An 18,270-nucleotide genomic window follows, 5' to 3' on the forward strand; every position below is an offset into this window, starting at 1 on the left:
CTCAGGGGGAGCTGACCAATCGACAGTCCGGGTAGCAGTCATCGTCAACGACGATGGCGGGCCTGGGTTCCTGACACTCCGGTTGGCGGAGGTTCACACGCGGGGCGGGATTTCGAAAAGAGCGATGCCCGCAAAGAGCGGGAGGGGCAGATGCGGGATGAAGATCATCCTGGGACCTATGGATCGGGCCTTGTGTGACAAGTTGATGATCAGGGGGTTAAACCGTCTGCCGTTGGCTAAACAATAACCATATTGTCATCTTTTATGTTCAGGCTATGCGGCTGACCTTTTTAAAAAACATAACGGATGGACCGACCATGAAGCCTTCTCTCCTTGCATCCGCGCTGTCAGTCGCGATCGCTCTTCCCTTTGCCGGGGCTGCACAAGCTGATATCTCTTTCACGCGAGTGGGTCATTTTACAGAGATCTGTGGTGATGAAGACGGCGAAGGCTGTACCGAGATTGCGGCCTACAGCGAATCGGCCAAGCGCCTTTACGTGACCAACGGTAGTGACAACAAGCTGCGTATTCTCGATGTCAGCGATAGCGGTGAGCTGGCGCCGATGAGTAAAGAGAGTGGCATCGTAACCGAAATCGACCTGTCGGTTTATGGTGGCGGTCCGAACAGCGTGGCGGTGTATGGCGGCTGGGTCGCCGTCGCGGTTGAGGCCGATAACAAGCAGGCTGCAGGTTCCGTCGTGATCTTCGATCTGGACGGCAACCATGAGCGCAGCATCACTGCTGGTGCCCTGCCGGATATGCTCACCTTTACGCCGGATGGCGCTTACCTGCTGGTTGCCAATGAAGGCGAGCCGAACGATGCCTATACCGTTGATCCGGAAGGCTCGGTCAGCATCATCGATACCCAGAACTGGCAGGTTAAAACTGCAGGCTTCACCCAGTTCAACGATCCAGCCGAACTGACCGGTGATGTGCGTGTTTTCGGCCCCGGTGCGACGGTTGCTAAGGATCTGGAGCCGGAATATATCGCGGTATCGCCGGACTCCAGCACCGCCTGGGTCTCCCTGCAGGAAAACAACGCCCTGGCGATTGTCGATATCGCCAACGCAGAAGTGACCGATGTGGTCAGCCTGGGCTTCAAGGATCATCTGCTGTCACACAACACCCTGGATGCCAGCAACAAGGATGATGCCATCAACATGAAAAAGTGGCCGGTGCTGGGCATGTACATGCCGGATGCGATCGCGCCGCTGGTGATCGATGATCAGGTCTACATCCTTTCGGCTAACGAGGGTGACGCCCGCGACTACGACGGTTACTCCGAAGAAGCGCGTGTCGAAGACCTGGTGCTGGACGAGGAAGCGTTCAAAAACTTCCGCGGCATGAGCCTGGAAAAGCTGCAGCAGGAAGAGAATCTGGGTCGCCTCAAGATCACAACCTCCCGCGGTGATGAAGACGGTGATGGGGCTTTCGAAAAACTGTACTCCTACGGTGCCCGTTCCTTCTCCGTCTGGAACAGTGACGCGGAGCTGGTCTGGGATTCCGGTGATGCGTTCGAAAAAACGCTCAAACTGGCCGCCAAGAATGATGTGGATTCCGATTACTGGGAAGACGGCCGCAGCGATGACAAGGGTCCGGAGCCGGAGTCGATCACCGTCGGTAACATCGGTGGAACTCCGTACGCCTTCATCGGTATGGAGCGCACCAGCGACCTCTTCGTTTACGATATGACCAGTCCGGGCATGCCCAAGGCGGTGAGCTTCGCCGACCTGGATGAGGTGGGTGATGTCGGTCCTGAGGGCCTGTTGTTTGTCGCCAGGGGTGATAACAGCGGCTGGCTGGTTGTGAGCAGCGAAGTCAGCAGCACCGTATCCGTGTTTGAAGTGAAGGTGACCGAGGACTGATAAACCGCCTCGAAAAAGAAGAAACCCCGCCCCGGTCTGTCCGGCGCGGGGTTTTCTTTTGTCCGATTACTGGATATGGCCTTTCGCGGTGTTCGCGGTTATTCGTGATTTATCGCCAAATTATTGGGTTTTAAAGCTGTTTTGCCGGCAAAAAGGGCGAAGTTGGCCGTTTGCTACACTGATCAGCCCAAGCGTTTTTAATCAATCTGTCGGGAGGATCGGATGCAAGAAAAAGACCCCAATAAGGGCTATGTTGCGATTCTGGGCTGGAGTCTGAATGCCATCAACGCGATCGAAAACTTCGACCGGCGTTACATAATTGTTGCTCCTGACTGGGCGGAGGAGTATGCGCGAGAGCACGGTATCCCGTTTGTCAGCTGGAACTTCGAACGGCTGAACGAGCGCTCCATGGAAATCGCACACCGCCTGGAGGAAGAGGGGGTGGACGTGGCGATTCCGCTGTTTGAGGAAACGGTGGAGTGGGCCGGCGCGATCAACTCCGTGCTACTCAAAAATCCACGTCTGATGGGCCAGTCCCTGCTGTTTCGTGACAAGGCGCTGATGAAACGGCGCGCCCAGCTCGGCGGTATCCGCGTAGGTATCTTCGAGGAAGCGCATGACCGAGGGGATGTCATCCACTTCCTGCGCCGCGTTAACCAGGCGTTGCTGAAGCTCGATGGCGACCCCAACGACCCTATCCACCTGAAAGCGTTCGACAAGGCCGGCTGCCTGGGACACCGCATGATCCGTACACCGGACGACGTGGATAACATTCCTGACGAGGAGTTTCCGGCGCTGATGGAGAGCCATCTGGATGGCTGGGAGTTTGCGGTGGAGGCGTTCATCAAGGATCGCAAGATTCACTTTCTCAATATATCCGAGTACGTGACCCTGGGTTACTCGGTCTTTGTCCCGGCAACGCCGGACCTGGAGAAGTGGCGACCTCGCGTGGTTGAGGAGATCGAAAAGCTGATCGACACCTTCGATATCGATTTCGGTTTTATCCACCCGGAATACTTTGTCACCAGCGATGGCAAGATGTACTTCGGCGAGGTGGCATACCGTCCGCCGGGCTTCAACGCGTTCGAACTGATCGAGCGCGCTTACGGGTTCAACGCCTACCAGGGGATGGTGATGATGTTTGACCCGAAAACCACGGATGAGGAGATCGAGGCGTTTTTCCCGAAAGAGGTGGTCGATGCCAAGGGACATGCGGGTTGTTTTGGGGTGTATCCACGCCGTCGTGTGATCAGCGAACTCAAGATTCCGGAAGAGACCGAGAACCACCCCTACTTCGAATTTCACGAGCTGCAGTCACCGCTGCATAACAAGGTGCCCAAACGCAGCGCATTCGGTACCCACTGGGGACTGGTCTACTTCTTCGGTGACGATCCCTATAAGATGAGGGATCTGTTGAAGGCACAGGAAGAGCTCGATTACTACATCTGAGGATAGAAAAGGCGCGCGATCGGTGACTATGGAATCAGCCCCGCTGGACGAGCAGCTTCGGCTGCTCGATGAGAAACTGCAACATGCATTGACCCGGCTGGCGCAATCCAGCCCCTTTGCCAAGGCGCAGCATCAGGTTCCATTGCTGGACCTTGCGGCCCGGATGATGGCGCAACCGGGCGGGACGGAAAGGCTCTACCAGCTGGCCCCGCGGATGGACGAGGCGGGGATTTTTCTCGGCACCGATTGGGACCATCCTTCCTTGCTGCTACCGAACCTAGTGCGTCATACCCTTGAGCACGGTGAGAAAAACACCATCGTGCTCGACTGTCTCAGTCAGCTCCGCCTGCTTGCCGTGGTCAATGGTGCTCATCAGCATGAAGGCATCTCGGCCGAGCTGGCCAGACACTTTCTGACACAGGTGCTGGCATTGAACCTGAATCAGCTGATTGGCGCTGGCGATGAGGCGATCAGGGTTCGGCTCGGCAAGCTGGGTGAGGCGATTAACGGCCATTTCCAGTTCATCCTGGAACATATCGGCTTCGACCAGATTCTCGGTAACCTGGTTGATGAGATCTGGCGGATCCTGGCGCAGCGGCCGATACAGGTGGGCTATGTAAAAGCGATGGTGACCCAGATCGCCATCGCTTTGAACCAGGGCATCAGCGACAGCGGTGAAAGCCGCTTCGGCGCCGAGCGGCTGATCAGTGCCCTGTTCGGGCCTACCCAGGGTTGCCTGGATGATCCCGGTGTTGACGCCTATCTGGCCCGGCTGGACACCATGGATCACCAGGCCATGCAGCAGGAGGCCTATGGGTTTGCCCGGGCAATGCACGATGTCGGGCTGGTATCCGACTACCACGTCGTCTTTCTGCGCTGGCTGATCACCCAGGGCTATTCTCAACTGATACCGGATGCGCTGGGACTGAGCAGTACAGGTCTTGATGCGCTGCGCACCTTCCAGGATCTGGTCCAGGCGTTGATCATTGATGCCATACACCCGCAAACCGCCCAGTGTGTTTACGGTCTGGCGATGCTGCTGGAGCGGGGTATCCTTTACGCCCAGCCCATCGCGCCGGGGCTCTGGCGCCAGCTGAGCCTGAGGGTATCGCCGCGCACCGAAACCGCGATCACCCAGGCGTTCGGTGCTGCGCTTCCGGCACGTACCCACCTGTTGGCGGGCGTCATTTCTCTGCTGGGCCAGCCACTGGGTGTTGGGCAGGGCAATAACCCCACCTGCCAGTCGGTGCGCGCCATCTCCATGTGGTCCTACAACGATCCGGACTACCTGCTGCATCTGATTGCCCAGATTGCCCGGTTTGACAGTATCCAGATGCATTTCGAGGGCAGGACGCTGAACTCTGCTGAGCTGATGACCGGACTGGAGATCCCGTTGCTGGATAACGACCCGGTGTCACTGCTGCTGGTGCCGGCGCTGGACCTGATCTACAAAGAGATGGGCACGCTCTGCGCAGACCGGCAGGAGGATCCTCACCGCTGGATCAACCCGGAGTTTCATGGCTGGTGGGTCGGTCGCGAATTCAAGATCGCCGTGGACGTGGCCACCGGCAAGCTGAAGGACTACGACGGGTTCCTGCGTCAGTTCTATGCCAGTTATCACCCGATCTACAACGGCAACCAACCGCTGATTCACCCGCAACCGGCAGGTGTGGCCGTCACCGACAGCGCCGCACGTTTTGTCGGCTGGCATGCGATCACGCTGATCAGGATTGCGCTGGACCAGGAAGGGGTGATGCGGGCCTATTTCTTCAATCCCAACAACGACAGCGGACAAAACTGGGGCAATGGCGTCATCGTCTCGACCCAGGGGCATGGGGAGCGCTTCGGTGAGGCGTCGCTGCCGTTTCCGCAGCTGCTGTCACGTCTCTATGTTTTCCATGATGAACCGGGCGGTCAGTGGGTAGATGGCGCGGAACAGGTACCCAGGGAGGAGCTGGACGCAACGCGTCAGATGGCGTTGGCAAGCTGGGCTGCAGGCAGGGAAAGCTTTAACTGACCCGGTGTGATAGCAAAATCCCCGCACATGGGCGGGGATTCGGGATTATGGAATTACCAGGTGGGTTGAGGTTTGGGCAGGCGCTTCCTGCTCGCGCTATGCGGAGTCGGCGACCATTGCTCAGTGACAAAGGTTGTGGCTCTGGGGCGATGTACTTTGACCAGCTTCATTTTCATAGGCGTCACCTCAGTTTTATTCTTGGTCTGGTAACACTAAAAGTTAGTCAACAGCGGCCAAGGGGTCAAAATCCGGGCGTCGATCTCTCTGGCCTCAATAGCTCTTATAGGGCAGGAGTTTGCCCGACATCACCATGCTGACGCGATCCCCTTTCGGGTCCTCTTCACGCTGGATAGCATCTACGCTATGAGCAACCTGGAAATGCCCAAGGCTGTCACCTTCATGGACCTGGAAGAGGTCGGCGATGCTGGTCCTGAGGGGCTTAGGTTTTTAGCCGCTAAAAACTGGCTGGTTGTTACCAGCGAAGTCAGCAGCCCTGTTTCGGTATACGAGATCAGCGTATCCGAGTAAGCATTTCACGCCATAAAAAAGCCCCGCGACCAATATCAGGCGCGGGGCTTTTTTCTGTAACAGAGTTGGTCTGTTACTTCGGCGTTGCTTCCACCTCGATCTGAAGGTGCACCTCATCACCGATCGCAGGCAGACCGTAGTTCATGCCGAACTCGCTGCGCTTGACGGTGCCGGTGGCGGAGAAACCGGCCATCGGCTGCTTGGTGAACGGGTGCGGACCCACGTTATTGACAACCAGGTCCAGCGTAACCGGCTTGGTGACGCCCAGCAGGGTCAGGTCGCCCTCAAGCTTGGCGGTGTTGTCGCCGGTTTTGGTGATCTTGGTGCTCTCGAAGGTCATCTCCGGGAATTCGGCAGCATTGAAGAAGTCCGGTGATGCCAGATGCTCGTTACGCTTGCCGTGGAAGGTATTCACCGACTCGGTATCGATGACAATGTTCACGCTGGAGTTTTCGATATTGTCGGCATCGAAATTCAGATCGCCATCAAACTGATCGAAGCGACCGAACATGTTGGAGAAACCCAGGTGGTTGATATTGAACACTACGGTAGAGTGGGCCATATCCATTGCGTAGGCTTCCGGCGCCGCCTGGGCGATACCGGTAGTGGAAAGGCTTGCTGCCAGGAGACCTGCGCCAAACAGTTTTTTTACGTTCATTCTTATGTCCTCTGCTTCAGTCTTATCAGACAAAGTTGGGTTGATTAGTGGATCAATATCCGTAGCTGCCGCTGCTGGGTTCGACCATCAGCCAAGCGGTGGCAACGGCGATTACACATACGCCGGCGGCTGCGCCTGTTACGCATACAGCGCGCAACGTTGGGCTCGCCATTTTTCGGCCGAGGCGGTCCACCAGCAGCAGCGGTAGTAGCAACAGCAGGGCCCAGCCATTGGCCTTGGTGAAAAACAGCATCTGGGTGCTCAGCGTAAGCAGTGCAGTAATCACACTCAGCTGAGCGGTTGCTGCGAAGGGGAAACGCCATTTGGGCCAGTTCCAGAGCAGGAACCCCCCGATGGCGGCCATCAGCGCGAACGCAATCTGGCCCATGGATGCGGATGCGCCGATCAGTGTGATGGCGCCGACACCGGCACTGGCCAACAGCAGCAGAATGCCGCCATCAAGGGTGTCACGGCGTGCAATACAGCGCTGCTGAGCCAGCATTGCGGCTGCAAACAGCATTGGCAGCAGCATCCAGCCAGCAACATCAATACGATCGAAACGTCCGCCCAGCAGCCAGCCGATGCTTGTCAGGGCCAGTACCGCCATAACGATCTGTTGTACTCTTGGTTTGAGGTCAAGGCTGTCGATCAGGATCCCCAGCAAGGCCGCTCCTGCAACCAGGTAGGGGAGTTTTTGCGCCGAGGAGCGAGGTGGGAAAACCGGCATCTGGATCAGCGCCTGACAGGCGAGAAAACTCAGTACCAGCGAGGCACTGGCCAGGCGGATCCCCAGCGAGGCGCCCAGTACCAGCCGCAATAGTCCGGTCAGGCCCAGACTCAGCAGCAGCGGCAGAACTGCGCTTTGAATAAGGGGGTTGTCCAATAGGGATGTCACGGCAGCTCCTGTCTCTGATCGATTAGGTACTGCCATTAAGCACGGCGGATGTCTTAAAAGTTTTTCACCATCGAACTGTTTTGTCGCAATCTGTATCAGGCTGCCGAGTTGACACAGATTGATACAATTGTGGTTCGCACAGCCGCAGCAGGATCGGATAAGCTGTAACAGTAGTACTACCGGCTAGCACGATCATGACCAACACACCCCATATTCTCGTTGTCGACGACCACCAGGAGATCCGCGATCTGGTGGCCAGTTATCTCGAACAGTTCGACTTCCGCGTCACCACAGCACGCGATGGCCAGGAGATGAAGAAGATCCTGGCGGTCAGCGCCATCGATCTGATCGTGCTCGATCTGATGATGCCGGGCGAAGATGGGCTGAGCCTGTGCCGCCAACTGCGTGAGTCGAGTCAGATCCCGATCATCATGGTCACCGCCATGGCGGAGCAGACCGACCGGGTGGTAGGGCTGGAGATGGGTGCCGATGATTACCTGACTAAACCCTTCTTTCCGCGCGAGCTGCTGGCGCGGATCAAGGCAGTGTTGCGCCGTGCGGAAGCGATGCCACTCCAGCGCGAAGCGGTTGAGGCAGAGAAACTGAATTTCGATCGCTGGGTGCTGGATATGGCCCGGCGTGAGTTGATCGGCAGCGACGGCGTGGCAGTACCGCTCAGTACTGCCGAGTTCAAGCTGCTCTCCACCTTCCTTTCCCATCCACATCGGGTACTGAGCCGTGAGCAGCTGCTCGATCTGACCCGGGGGCGGCAGGCGGATGTGTTCGACCGCAGTATCGATAACCAGGTTAGCCGCCTGAGGCGCAAGATCGAGCGTGACCCTACCCAGCCTGAACTGATCAAAACCGTCTGGGGCGGCGGCTATATGCTGACTGTGGATGTAGAGTGATGCTGAGCTATCTGCGACAGAGTCTGCCAGGCCGCGTGATTGTGCTGCTTATTCTGGCGCTGGGCGTGGTTAACGCTACCACCGTCTACGTGTTCTTCGAGGAGCGCAGCCGCGCGGTGCGACTGAGCCAGATGGAGGACCTGATCTCGCGCAGTGCGGCGATGGACCGGTTGCTCGATGAAACGCCCCAGGGCGTGCAGACTGAGGTTCTGGGAGCTGTGACCAGTGAACGTTTTCAGTTCAGCATTGGCGATAGCGCGACAGCCGAGCCTTATAACCGGGCGGCGCTGGACCACCCGCTTTATCAGCGCCTGATGAGCCTCGTCAGCGGCGATCCGGAAAATGTGCAGTTGTCGATCAGCCCGCGCTACTACTGGTGTTACAGCTGGGTGCAAAACCTGCTTAAACCAAATCTGCTGTTCGATCCGGGCGATGCGGCGCTGCCGATCGCTGGCTTATCGATCCTTCGCCCGGATGGTAAGTGGCTCAACGCCACGCTCAGATCCCCCAGTAGTCTGCCAGGCTGGATCGCACCTCTATTGGTGGCGTTGGCGCTGTTCTCGCTGACAGTGATGGTCGTGGTATTGATTGTGCGCTATGTATCGGCCCCGTTGGGCCTGCTGAGCCTTGCCGCTGACCGCATCGGGCGTGGCGAAATGAGTGAATCCATTCCCGAGCGGGGCTCCGATGATGTGCGTCGCACCACCCGTGCTTTTAACCGGATGCAGGAGAGCCTGCAGCGATTTGTCGATGACCGTACCCGTATGCTGGCGGCGATTTCCCATGATCTGCGCACACCACTGACGTCTCTGCGCCTGCACGCCGAGTTCATTCAGCCGGAGAAGAGTCGTGGCAAGATCCTGAGCATTCTCGACCAGATGCAGGATATGCTGGAGGCAACTCTGGCCTTCACTCGCGAGGAGTCGGTACAGGAGGAGCGGCGCAACATGGACCTGTCGGCACTGGTCGGCAGTATCTGTGAGGATCTGCGTGATCTGGGCTATAAGATCGAGTACGACGAGTCTCAACGAGTACTCTATACGTGTCGGCCGGGCTCGCTCCGGCGGGCGCTGACCAATCTGATCGAGAACGCCTGTCATTACGGTCAGCTGGCTGAAGTTGTTCTGAAGGAGGCGGACGACCGGTTGCTTATTACCGTGCGTGATCAGGGGCCTGGTATACCTGAAGAGGATCAGCAACGGGTGTTCGATCCCTTCGTGCGGCTGGAGAGCTCGCGCAGCAGGGAGACCGGCGGTATCGGTCTGGGCTTGTCGATTGCGCGCACCATCGCGCATTCCCACGGCGGAGAGGTCCGGTTATCCAACCGGCCCGAGGGCGGGCTCGAGGTGGTGCTGGAGCTGCCCGACCACTGAGCCGGACACTCCTTTCGCCAGGTTTGCCGCGAATCAATAGCTCTTGTAGGGCAGGAATTTGCCCGACATCACCATGTTGACGCGATCCCCTTTCGGGTCCTCTTCACGCTGGATATCCAGGGAAAAGTCGATGGCGCTCATGATGCCGTCGCCGAACTCTTCGTGGATCAGCTCCTTGATTGAGCCGCCGTAGACGCTGACGATCTCGTACAGACGGTAGAGCAGCGGATCGGTGGGGATGCCGCCGCTGCCCTTGGAAGGCACGATCTGCAGCCAGGCCACCGCCTCATCGGACAGGTCAAACAGGGCACCGACCGTTTCGGCCTGCGCCTTGTTGAAGGTCATCTGGCCGAGGCAGGCGGCGGTGGTCCACTCCTTGGACTGGCCGACCTTGTCGGCCACCTCAGTCCATTTCAGGCCCTTGCTGACCTTCGCGGAAAGAATCATTGCGGTCACTTGTTCGCGGGAGCTGATCATGGGTGTTCTCCTTGATTGTGAAATGCACGGTCAATTGAGTTGCGTCACCAGGTAGACGATCACCGCCATCAGCAGCGCGCTGACGCCCTGCCAGAACTGCACAGGGTTGCGTTCAATCAGTGGCGGGCGGGTGCGGTTGAGAAACGCCTGGCTGGGTTTGCGCAGGTCGTGGATAAACTCGGAGAGCTCGTCATAACGCTTGAAAGGGTCGGGCTGGAGCGCTTTTTTCAGGGTTTCATCCACCCAGGCCGGAATCTCCCGCTCGTCATCGAGCACCGAGTCGTACTGCAGGCGCCGTTGTGCCGCCCGGGTGCGGGCGCGGGCAACCTGCGGGCCATAGGGAAAACGCCCCGACAGCATCTGGTAGGCGATAACGGCCAGGGAATAGAGATCCGAGGTGGCGCTGCCCTGCTCACCGAGAAAATACTCCGGTGCGGTGTAGAGCGCGGTACCGAGAATAGGGGGCTGCTCCTGGCCGATCAGGGTCTCGTCGATACCCGCCACGCGGGTGGAACCGAAATCGATGATCTTCACCGTACCGCTGCTGTCGATCATCAGGTTATCGGGCTTGAGATCCTGGTGAACCATCTCCAGGCGGTGGAAGGCGCGCAGCCCGCGGGCCGCCTGTTCGATGATATCGCGAACCTTTTCCAGCTCCGGCCTGGGGTTGTCGATAAGCCACTGGGCCAGGGTCTGTCCCTCGATATACTCCGTCAGGGTATAGAGGTAGTTGCGCGGTCGCGGGCAGGGCGCGGCCTTAAGCACGTGGGGGCTGTTCAGGCGCCGGGCGATCCATTCCTCCATCATGAAGCGTTCGAGATAGGCCGGGTCTTCACCGAGATCGATCGACGGCGCCTTCAGAATCAGCTGCTGATCAGTCTCTTTATCCACAGCCAGATACACATGGCTGCGGCTGGTGGCGTGTATCTCGCGGACGATCCGGTAGCCATCAAACTCCGCGGGCGGTTCCAGAACGGGCGGCAACGGCAGGCTGTCGAGCTGCAGCGGCAGGTGCGTGGTTTCCGGGCGGGGCAGGTCGTCGATGCGGACAATCTGCAGGCTCAGGTTATCGGGACTGCCCTGTTCGTAGGCCTGCTGGATGATCGCTTCGGCGGCCCGGTCCAGGTTATCGGGGTGTTCACTGATGGCGTAACGAATAAAGGTGGTATCCACATATTCATAGACACCGTCGGTGGCCAGCAGAAAGGTATCGCCGAGCGTTAACGGCAACGCCTCGTAATCCAGCTCCAGGTAGTCGTCTATGCCGAGTGCACGGCTGAGATAGTTCTCCTCCTGGGAGATCCACAGGCGGTGGTCCTTGGTCAGCTGCTCAAGCCCGCTGTCGCGGAGGCGGTAGATGCGGCTGTCGCCGGCGTGGAACAGGTGAGCCGTGGTGCCTTTAAGCACCAGAGCACTGAGCGTGCAGACATAGCCGCGGTTCTTGTCGTAGCGGTATTCGCTGCGCTGGGTCTGGGAGTGAAGCCAGGAGTTGGTCGCCTGAATCACCCGCTCAGCGGCGGTTTTGACAGTCCAGGCATCAGAGGTACAGAAGTAATCATCGAGGAAGGTTTTAACAGCGGTGGCGCTGGCGATCTGGCTGACACTGCTGGTGCTGATACCGTCGGCGATGGCGAGGGCAGCACCTTTGAGCGTCAACTGAGGCTCATCCGGTACCCGAGCACCGTGAAAATCCTGGTTTTCAGTCTTCCGGCCCCGGTTGGAATGCTGGCCGATGCTGAGTGTCAGTTGATTGCTCATGGGCAGGGCGCCAGGCAGAGTCGTTAGGAAAAACCTCAGCCGCGGAGATCCGGGCTGAGGTTGATCATGCTAGAGGCCGTTCAGGCAGAAGCTGAGCTCGGCTTGCCGGTCGGTGCCTGGGCTGCGGCCTTGCGCTTGGCGCCGGTACGCACATGGGTGGTGTAGAGGGTCAGACCGGTGAAGGCGAGGCCACCCACCAGGTTGCCCAGGGCAGTCGGGATTTCGTTCCAGATCAGGTAGTCGGCCACGGAGAAGTCACCGCCCATGATCATCGCGAACGGGAACAGGAACATGTTCACTACGGAGTGTTCGAAGCCCATGAAGAAGAACAGCATGATCGGCATCCACATCGCCAGGACCTTGCCGCTGACATGGGTTGAGATCATCGCGCCCACCACGCCCATGGAGACCATCCAGTTACACAGCATGCCGCGGATGAAGATGGTGAGCCAGCCATCGGCACCATAGGCGGCGTAACCGACGGTACGTGCTTCACCGATACCGGAAACCTTCTCAGCGATGGCGCCGCCGTCGGTGTTGTAACCCATGGTGAAGATGTAGGACATCATCACCGCGACAGTGAAGGCGCCGGCAAAGTTACCCACAAACACCAGGCCCCAGTTGCGCAGAATCTGTGATGGGGTAACGCCGGGGCGCTTGTCGAGCCAGGCCAGCGGGGTCAGCATAAACACGCCGGTGAGCAGGTCGAAGCCCATCAGGTAGAGCATGCAGAAGCCCACCGGGAACAGGATCGCGCCGATCAGGAAAACGCCGGTTTGCACGGCGACGGTCACCGCGAACACGGCGGCCAGCGCCAGGATCGCACCGGCCATATAGGCGCGGATCAGCGTATCGCGGGTGGACATATGGACCTTGGATTCGCCCGCATCGACCATCTTGGTCACAAACTCGGAAGGGATCAGATAAGCCATGGTTAAGTGCCTCTGTCAGCAGTTAGTCATCACACACGGAAATGGGTTATTCCAAGAGCAGACGAAAAAAAAGCGCCCACACCTGACCTGCCCGGGGGCAGGTAAGTGATGGACGCCATTATCCAAATACTCTTAGCTTGTTAGTCAGAGCCAACGCTGGCTCAGATAAGTTGTATTAAGCAATCGATGTGCCAAGGGGTAAAAATCGTTGAATCGGTGGGATATTCTGATGTTATTCAGGGGCTGATGACCGCGGGGTTGCGATTGTTTTGCTTTCCCATGGTGCAGGTGCGTTACTTTTTGCGCCTGTTTGGATCGCGAGAAGACTTGCCAGTCGCCTGCGCAGCGGCCATGAGACGTTCCACATCGGTGATGACGCGCTCGGCCACGTCGATCAGGCGTTTATTCTGCGTCATGGCGCTCTGTTGCAGGGTACGGAACGCCTGCTCCTCATCCAGGCCCTGGTACTGCATCAGCAGGCCCTTGGCCCGCTCCAGTTTCTTGCGCTCATAGAGAGCCTGACGGGCGGCGCTGAGCTCGTCGTTCATCTTCTTCAGGCTTTCGGACTGCTGCTGTACCAGGCCATAAAGGGAGCGGACCCAGTCCGGGCCCACGGAGCCGGTCTGCGGCAGGTTCTCCTGCAGTGGACCGCCGGAGCCCAGCAGCATGGTCAGCGGCGAGGTGGCGGGAGTGTCCAGGGCGGCCAGGGTATCGCGCTGCTGTTTCAGCTCCTGGTCCGCCTGCTCCACGCGCTGCGCGCTTAACTCAAGCAGCACGTCGGCCAGCTCCTGCTCCAGTGTCTGCATGGCGTCGATGCGCTGGGTGGCCAGGTCGTACCAGACTTCGCTGATATCCGGGGGAACGCCGGAGCCGGGTTCGATACGCGCGATCACCTGCCGCAGGCGCATGAATTCGGTGGTTTCGGCGCTTGATTGCAACGCCGTCCAGGCCTTCAACTGCGGCGGTTTGCAGAACTCCTTGAAGGTGTTGAAGCAGTGATCCTGGGCTGCCACCAGATTGCGCAGCTGGTCCAGCAGCTCGGCGCTGAATTCGCCGGTGGCGATGCCGCTTACCGTCCAGGCACGCTCCTGCCCGGCGTACTCCTTGCCCTGCATGAAGTTGAACATCGCCACCAGCTCACGGGTGATCTCGGGATCATCGGAGATATCCGCCGCTTCGAAGATCACCGACAGCAGCGCCTGCATCAGCCGGCTGTAGGCCTGGGTGCTTTCCCGGGCGGACAGAGACTGCTCATCCACTCCCTGGCGCAGGCCCGGCAGGGCATCGAGCCCCTGCAGGACATGGGCAATGTTGTTAAACAGCCGGGCGCGACCGGCCAGCGGGCCGGCATCGATATCGATCAGGTCCAACCCGGCACGGAGCGCGGCCTCTGCCTGTCGCGAACTTGTCACCTGGGCGTGGCGCTGTTCACTGAGCCGGGTGCCTCCCGATGAGAGAAACAGGTTGGAGAGCCCGCGCTCACGCTGTAGCTCGTGAATCAGGTTGCTGACCTGTGTAACCAGCGTACAGCTGGCCATCAGCTGTTTGAGCGAAGCGATTTCGGACCGTTTCGAGGCGAGGAAGAAATCTTCGGTACTGTGCTGGCTATCGGACATTCTCGGCTCCATCTTAGGATTCTCTTTTTTACCATAGGTGAGCAGCAACACCTGTACCAGAGTGACATCGCGTTATGGCTTGCGGAGTGCGGGGAATGTTATCTTGGCCAGCCAATAAATGCTCAGGGAGAGTCAGATGAAAGAGTTCATGTATGCGACGGCGCTGTGTTTCCTGATGCTGGCGATCTGGAGTTTCTCCAAGACCCCGAGCGAAGAGGCGATAAAGCAGGTGGAACCCGCGCTGGTGGAGCAGATGCGCCAGGACCGGGAAACCCTCAGATTCATCTCCGGTGGAGCCTTGGTACTGAGCGTTGTCTGCGGCGTGGTCGGCTGGCGCTCCCGCTCCCGTGAGGATGCCAGCAAAAAGTCGGTGGAGTAATTACCGCAGGCTTGGGGCATAGAAACTGCCGCAATAGAACAAGGAGTCGGGATGTGAGTTGAGGGCAGGTCACTTTGTACCTGCCTTTAAAGGCGTGACGAAACCGATAGCTCAGTAGTTGAGCCTTTCGCGCAACAGCTATTTCGACATTACAGGAAGAAGTGGTAGGCACCAGAAAAGAAAAAAGCCTGTAAAAACAGGCTCTTAACTTTAGCAATTTGGTGGTGGAGGTGGCGGGTTTCGAACCCGCGTCCGCCAATCCTCTGCCTCGAGATCTACATGCTTAGGCTGCTCTATTAGGTTAACCCGTCACGACCCGAGAGCCAGGGTGTTGTGGGCGAGCCCTTTTAGTTTTAACCGTTCAGCTTAGGGCGAAGCATCCGGGCGATTCTGTCTCATATGACACCGCGAACCTCTTAGTTACAGACACCTGAGAGTGCGGCGCTAGCAGACTTAAGCTGCTAGAGCGTAGTTATCGTCGTTTGCAACTATAACTAGTGTGATGAGGGATTTACGAGAATCATCACGTTCTCGGCATGCACCCAAGGGTTCGCAATCGGCGTCGAAGCCAAGTCACCCCCGGATAAGAGCGCAAATCTTACGCGATCAGTAGACAACATGAAAGAGGTACAAGTTCCGGTTAGGCTTTATGTACCGCCATGGCGCGCTGTTTTTCGCGGTTAGCGTCTTTTTCCTTTTCAGCGGCACGCTTGTCGTGCAGCTTCTTGCCTTTCACCAGTGCGATTTCGCACTTCACGCGGCCGTTCTTCCAGTACAGGGCCAGTGCCACACAGGTGTGACCTTTGGCCTCGACGGCGTTGACCAGTCGTGAGATCTCTTTCGCGTGCAGCAGCAGCTTGCGGTCACGACGGGGATCGGCGACGACGTGCGTTGATGCCGTAATCAGTGGTGTGAAGTGTGCGCCTACCAGCCAGGCTTCGCCGTTCTTGAAAACGACGTAGGAATCGACCAGCTGTGCACGTCCGTCGCGCAGACTTTTGACCTCCCATCCGGTCAGGGACAGGCCGGCCTCGAACTTCTGCTCGATGGTGTATTCGTGCTTCGCACGTTTGTTGAGGCAGATGGTATTTCCGCCCGGTGCCTTTTTCTTTTTCGCCATGGGGCGCGATTATACGGGCGGCCCGGGTTCAAGGAAAGCAGAACAAAAGTTGTCTTCGTGATCAGGAAATAGACCGGTTTTGGCGGTTGGAGGTTGATACTGCTGTCTGAAACATGAACAATTGCGCGCCTACGTAAAACCAGAGTGAGAGTAATGCAAAACAAGCAGTCTATTCACGGGGCCTGGGCTAACCGCTGGATCTTTATTCTGGCGGCTACCGGGTCTGCTGTCGGTCTGGGGAATATCTGGAAGTTCCCATATATCGCCGGTGAGAACGGAGGCGGAGCCTTCGTACTGGTTTACCTGTTCTGCATCCTGTTGGTCGGTGTGCCGATCATGATGGCAGAGGTGCTGGTAGGGCGTCGTGGCCGTCAGAGCCCGATCAACTCCATGCGGGAGGTGGCCTATGAGGCTGGACATCATGGCCGTTGGGCCGGTGTCGGCTGGATGGGGGCGCTGGCAGGCTTCTTTATCTTCTCGTTTTATTCCGTTGTGGCCGGCTGGGTGCTCTATTACATCGCCGGTATGGGCAGCGGTAAGTTTGTCGATATCGGCAGCGAAGAGGCCGGGCAGATGTTCGGTGCCCTGTTGGAAGATCCGGAAACCCTGCTGATCTGGCACAGCCTGTTCGTGGTGCTGGTGATGATGGTGATCGCCGGGGGCGTCAACAAGGGGCTGGAGCGGGCGACCCGCGTGCTGATGCCGCTGTTGTTCGTGCTGCTGTTCGTGTTGCTGGCCTACTCGATAAACAGTGGCTATTTCGCCGAAGGGTGGGATTTCCTGTTCCACTTTGAGCCGGAAGCGCTCACCTGGAATGCGGTGCTGGTCGCGCTGGGTCACGCGTTTTTCACCCTCTCTTTGGGGATGGGGTCGATCATGGCCTACGGTTCCTACATGGGTAAACGTGATTCCATCGGCGGCACGGTTCTGGCCATTGCGGGTCTGGATACCCTGGTGGCACTGATCGCCGGTCTGGCGATCTTCCCGATTGTGTTCGGTAACCAGCTGGATCCGGGTGCAGGGCCTGGCCTGATGTTCATTACCCTGCCGGTTGCCTTCAGTCAGATGGCCGGTGGTCAGGTGTTCGGCTTCCTGTTCTTCCTGATGGTCGGTTTTGCAGCCTGGACGTCGGCGATCTCGCTGATGGAGCCGGGAGCGGCCTGGTTGGTCGAGACACTCGGGCTGAGTCGCACCAAAGCGTCGATCCTGCTGGGTGTGCTGGTCTGGCTACTGGGACTGCTGGCGCTGGGTTCGTTCAACGTGACGTCCGACTTTTTAATCTTCGGAATGACCGCCTTCGACTTCCTTGATTTCCTGACTGCCAATATCATGTTGCCCCTCGGCGGGTTCTTCGTGGCTGTTTTTGTTGGCTGGTACCTGACCCGGGAGATGAGCGAAGACGAGCTGGCATTGCGCTCTTCGTTGATCTATCAGCTTTGGCGTGTCGTGATCCGCTACGTGTCGCCGGTGGCGGTTGCGGTAATATTTGCGCTGAACCTTTATCAGAAGCTCGTTGGCTAAGCAGGTATAGGAGCAACTATGGCTCAGGTAAACCGCAGCGCATTGGTATTGCACACTGCGGAGGAGATGTTCGATCTGGTTAATGACGTGCGCCGCTATCCGGAGTTTCTCCCCTGGTGCGCGTCGACCGAGGTTATCAGTGAAACCGACGATACGCTGGAAGCGACTCTCCACCTGTCCAAGGGTGGCTTGAAATACAGCTTTACCACGCGCAACTTTCTGCAGCGGCCGAAGCAGATGGAGATCACGCTGGTGGAGGGTCCGTTCAAGAGCCTCACCGGCATCTGGACCTTCACGCCGCTTAATGAAGAAGCGAGCAAGGTCGAGTTGAACATGCATTTCGAGTTTTCCGGTAAACTCACCGGCATGGCGATGAGCAAGGTGTTCAACTCGGTGGCAACAACGCTGGTGGATGCCTTCGTTATGCGTGCTGACAAGGTTTACGATTGAGGTTGGCTGAATGATTACGGTTGAAGTGGCCTACGCGCTGCCGCATGAGCAGAAGATCGTCGCGGTGCAGGTTGAAGTGGGCAGCACGGCATACGAGGCGGTGATTAAATCGCGTATTGCCGAGCAGTTCTCGCAGATCGATCCGGAGAGTGATCCCATGGGGGTTTTCGGCAAGGCGATCCGGGATCCCAAGTCGGAGGTGCTCAAGGCGGGAGACCGGATTGAGATCTACCGGCCGTTGATCGCCGACCCGAAAGAGGCAAGGGCGAAACGCGCCGCCAAGTTGAAGGCGGAGAAGGAAAAAGAAGCCAAGGAATAACAACC

18 protein-coding genes and 1 other RNA gene are annotated in these 18,270 nt (G+C 58.1%); 10 read left to right on the forward strand and 9 right to left on the reverse strand.

All coding sequences use genetic code 11. The annotated features are described in order from the left end of the window. Positions 1-317 precede the first annotated feature (317 nt). From ACQUQP_RS03330 to ACQUQP_RS03340, 3 genes are all read left to right on the forward strand, one after another. Positions 318-1,865 carry a choice-of-anchor I family protein gene (locus ACQUQP_RS03330; protein WP_432697398.1) on the forward strand — a complete coding sequence of 516 codons (1,548 nt, stop codon included), beginning with the start codon at positions 318-320 and terminating at the stop codon, positions 1,863-1,865. A 222-nt stretch (positions 1,866-2,087) separates the two neighbouring features. Further along, a complete protein-coding gene (locus ACQUQP_RS03335) occupies positions 2,088-3,314 on the forward strand; it encodes an ATP-grasp domain-containing protein (RefSeq protein ID WP_432697399.1) in 1,227 nt (408 codons plus the stop codon). A 28-nt stretch (positions 3,315-3,342) separates the two neighbouring features. Further along, positions 3,343-5,331 (forward strand): hypothetical protein, encoded by a 1,989-nt coding sequence (locus tag ACQUQP_RS03340; RefSeq protein ID WP_432698668.1) that lies wholly within the window; start codon positions 3,343-3,345, stop codon positions 5,329-5,331. Between the two features lie 270 nt (positions 5,332-5,601). Here ACQUQP_RS03340 and ACQUQP_RS03345 read toward each other — a convergent pair whose 3' ends face one another. Next, positions 5,602-5,754 (reverse strand): hypothetical protein, encoded by a 153-nt coding sequence (locus tag ACQUQP_RS03345; protein WP_432698669.1) that lies wholly within the window; start codon positions 5,752-5,754, stop codon positions 5,602-5,604. Between ACQUQP_RS03345 and ACQUQP_RS03350 the strand changes: the two genes are divergently transcribed. Further along, positions 5,695-5,859 (forward strand): hypothetical protein, encoded by a 165-nt coding sequence (locus ACQUQP_RS03350; RefSeq protein ID WP_432697400.1) that lies wholly within the window; start codon positions 5,695-5,697, stop codon positions 5,857-5,859. The genes ACQUQP_RS03345 and ACQUQP_RS03350 overlap by 60 nt on opposite strands. Before the next feature lie 73 nt (positions 5,860-5,932). Here ACQUQP_RS03350 and ACQUQP_RS03355 read toward each other — a convergent pair whose 3' ends face one another. Continuing rightward, entirely contained in the window at positions 5,933-6,517 is a 585-nt protein-coding gene (locus tag ACQUQP_RS03355) for a YceI family protein (protein ID WP_432697401.1), read from the reverse strand. A gap of 52 nt (positions 6,518-6,569) precedes the next feature. After that, entirely contained in the window at positions 6,570-7,412 is an 843-nt protein-coding gene (locus tag ACQUQP_RS03360; protein ID WP_432697402.1) for a hypothetical protein, read from the reverse strand. A 194-nt stretch (positions 7,413-7,606) separates the two neighbouring features. Here ACQUQP_RS03360 and ACQUQP_RS03365 point away from each other — a divergent pair, with 194 nt between their 5' ends. Together ACQUQP_RS03365 and ACQUQP_RS03370 are read left to right on the forward strand one after the other, a co-directional pair. Beyond that, the gene (locus ACQUQP_RS03365) at positions 7,607-8,320 is read left to right on the forward strand and encodes a response regulator (protein ID WP_432697403.1); all 714 of its coding nucleotides are present in this window, start codon (positions 7,607-7,609) and stop codon (positions 8,318-8,320) included. Next, positions 8,320-9,693 (forward strand): ATP-binding protein, encoded by a 1,374-nt coding sequence (locus ACQUQP_RS03370; RefSeq protein ID WP_432697404.1) that lies wholly within the window; start codon positions 8,320-8,322, stop codon positions 9,691-9,693. The genes ACQUQP_RS03365 and ACQUQP_RS03370 overlap by 1 nt, the downstream gene beginning before the upstream one ends. 33 nt (positions 9,694-9,726) lie before the next feature. On the opposite strand, the gene cynS is transcribed toward ACQUQP_RS03370, so the two are convergent. From cynS to ACQUQP_RS03390, 4 genes are all read right to left on the reverse strand, one after another. Continuing rightward, entirely contained in the window at positions 9,727-10,170 is a 444-nt protein-coding gene (gene cynS / locus ACQUQP_RS03375) for a cyanase (RefSeq protein WP_432697405.1), read from the reverse strand. 30 nt (positions 10,171-10,200) lie between these two features. Further along, complete coding sequence (locus tag ACQUQP_RS03380; RefSeq protein WP_432697406.1) at positions 10,201-11,928, reverse strand: protein kinase domain-containing protein; 1,728 nt, start codon at positions 11,926-11,928, stop codon at positions 10,201-10,203. An 80-nt stretch (positions 11,929-12,008) separates the two neighbouring features. Beyond that, positions 12,009-12,860 (reverse strand): formate/nitrite transporter family protein, encoded by an 852-nt coding sequence (locus ACQUQP_RS03385; protein WP_432697407.1) that lies wholly within the window; start codon positions 12,858-12,860, stop codon positions 12,009-12,011. A gap of 293 nt (positions 12,861-13,153) precedes the next feature. Next, entirely contained in the window at positions 13,154-14,476 is a 1,323-nt protein-coding gene (locus tag ACQUQP_RS03390) for a nitrate- and nitrite sensing domain-containing protein (RefSeq protein ID WP_432697408.1), read from the reverse strand. Positions 14,477-14,612: 136 nt separating this feature from the next. On the opposite strand from ACQUQP_RS03390, the gene ACQUQP_RS03395 reads away from it, so the two are divergent. Further along, on the forward strand, positions 14,613-14,855 hold the full coding sequence (locus ACQUQP_RS03395; RefSeq protein ID WP_432697409.1) for a hypothetical protein: 243 nt from the start codon (positions 14,613-14,615) through the stop codon (positions 14,853-14,855). 222 nt (positions 14,856-15,077) lie between these two features. On the opposite strand, the gene ssrA is transcribed toward ACQUQP_RS03395, so the two are convergent. Both ssrA and smpB read right to left on the reverse strand, forming a co-directional pair. After that, positions 15,078-15,436: a transfer-messenger RNA gene (gene ssrA / locus ACQUQP_RS03400) on the reverse strand. 59 nt (positions 15,437-15,495) lie between these two features. Further along, a complete protein-coding gene (gene smpB, locus ACQUQP_RS03405; protein ID WP_432697410.1) occupies positions 15,496-15,975 on the reverse strand; it encodes an SsrA-binding protein SmpB in 480 nt (159 codons plus the stop codon). 153 nt (positions 15,976-16,128) lie between these two features. On the opposite strand from smpB, the gene ACQUQP_RS03410 reads away from it, so the two are divergent. The 3 genes from ACQUQP_RS03410 to ACQUQP_RS03420 are packed head-to-tail and all read left to right on the forward strand — an operon-like array spanning position 16,129 to position 18,265. Beyond that, the gene (locus ACQUQP_RS03410; RefSeq protein WP_432697411.1) at positions 16,129-17,496 is read left to right on the forward strand and encodes a sodium-dependent transporter; all 1,368 of its coding nucleotides are present in this window, start codon (positions 16,129-16,131) and stop codon (positions 17,494-17,496) included. An 18-nt stretch (positions 17,497-17,514) separates the two neighbouring features. Next, a complete protein-coding gene (locus ACQUQP_RS03415) occupies positions 17,515-17,946 on the forward strand; it encodes a type II toxin-antitoxin system RatA family toxin (RefSeq protein ID WP_432697412.1) in 432 nt (143 codons plus the stop codon). Positions 17,947-17,956: 10 nt separating this feature from the next. Then, positions 17,957-18,265 carry an RnfH family protein gene (locus ACQUQP_RS03420; protein ID WP_432697413.1) on the forward strand — a complete coding sequence of 103 codons (309 nt, stop codon included), beginning with the start codon at positions 17,957-17,959 and terminating at the stop codon, positions 18,263-18,265. Positions 18,266-18,270 lie beyond the last annotated feature (5 nt).

It is taken from the genome of Marinobacterium sp. YM272 (assembly GCF_050908845.1).
In the GTDB taxonomy this organism is placed as follows: Bacteria; Pseudomonadota; Gammaproteobacteria; order Pseudomonadales; family Balneatricaceae; genus Marinobacterium_D.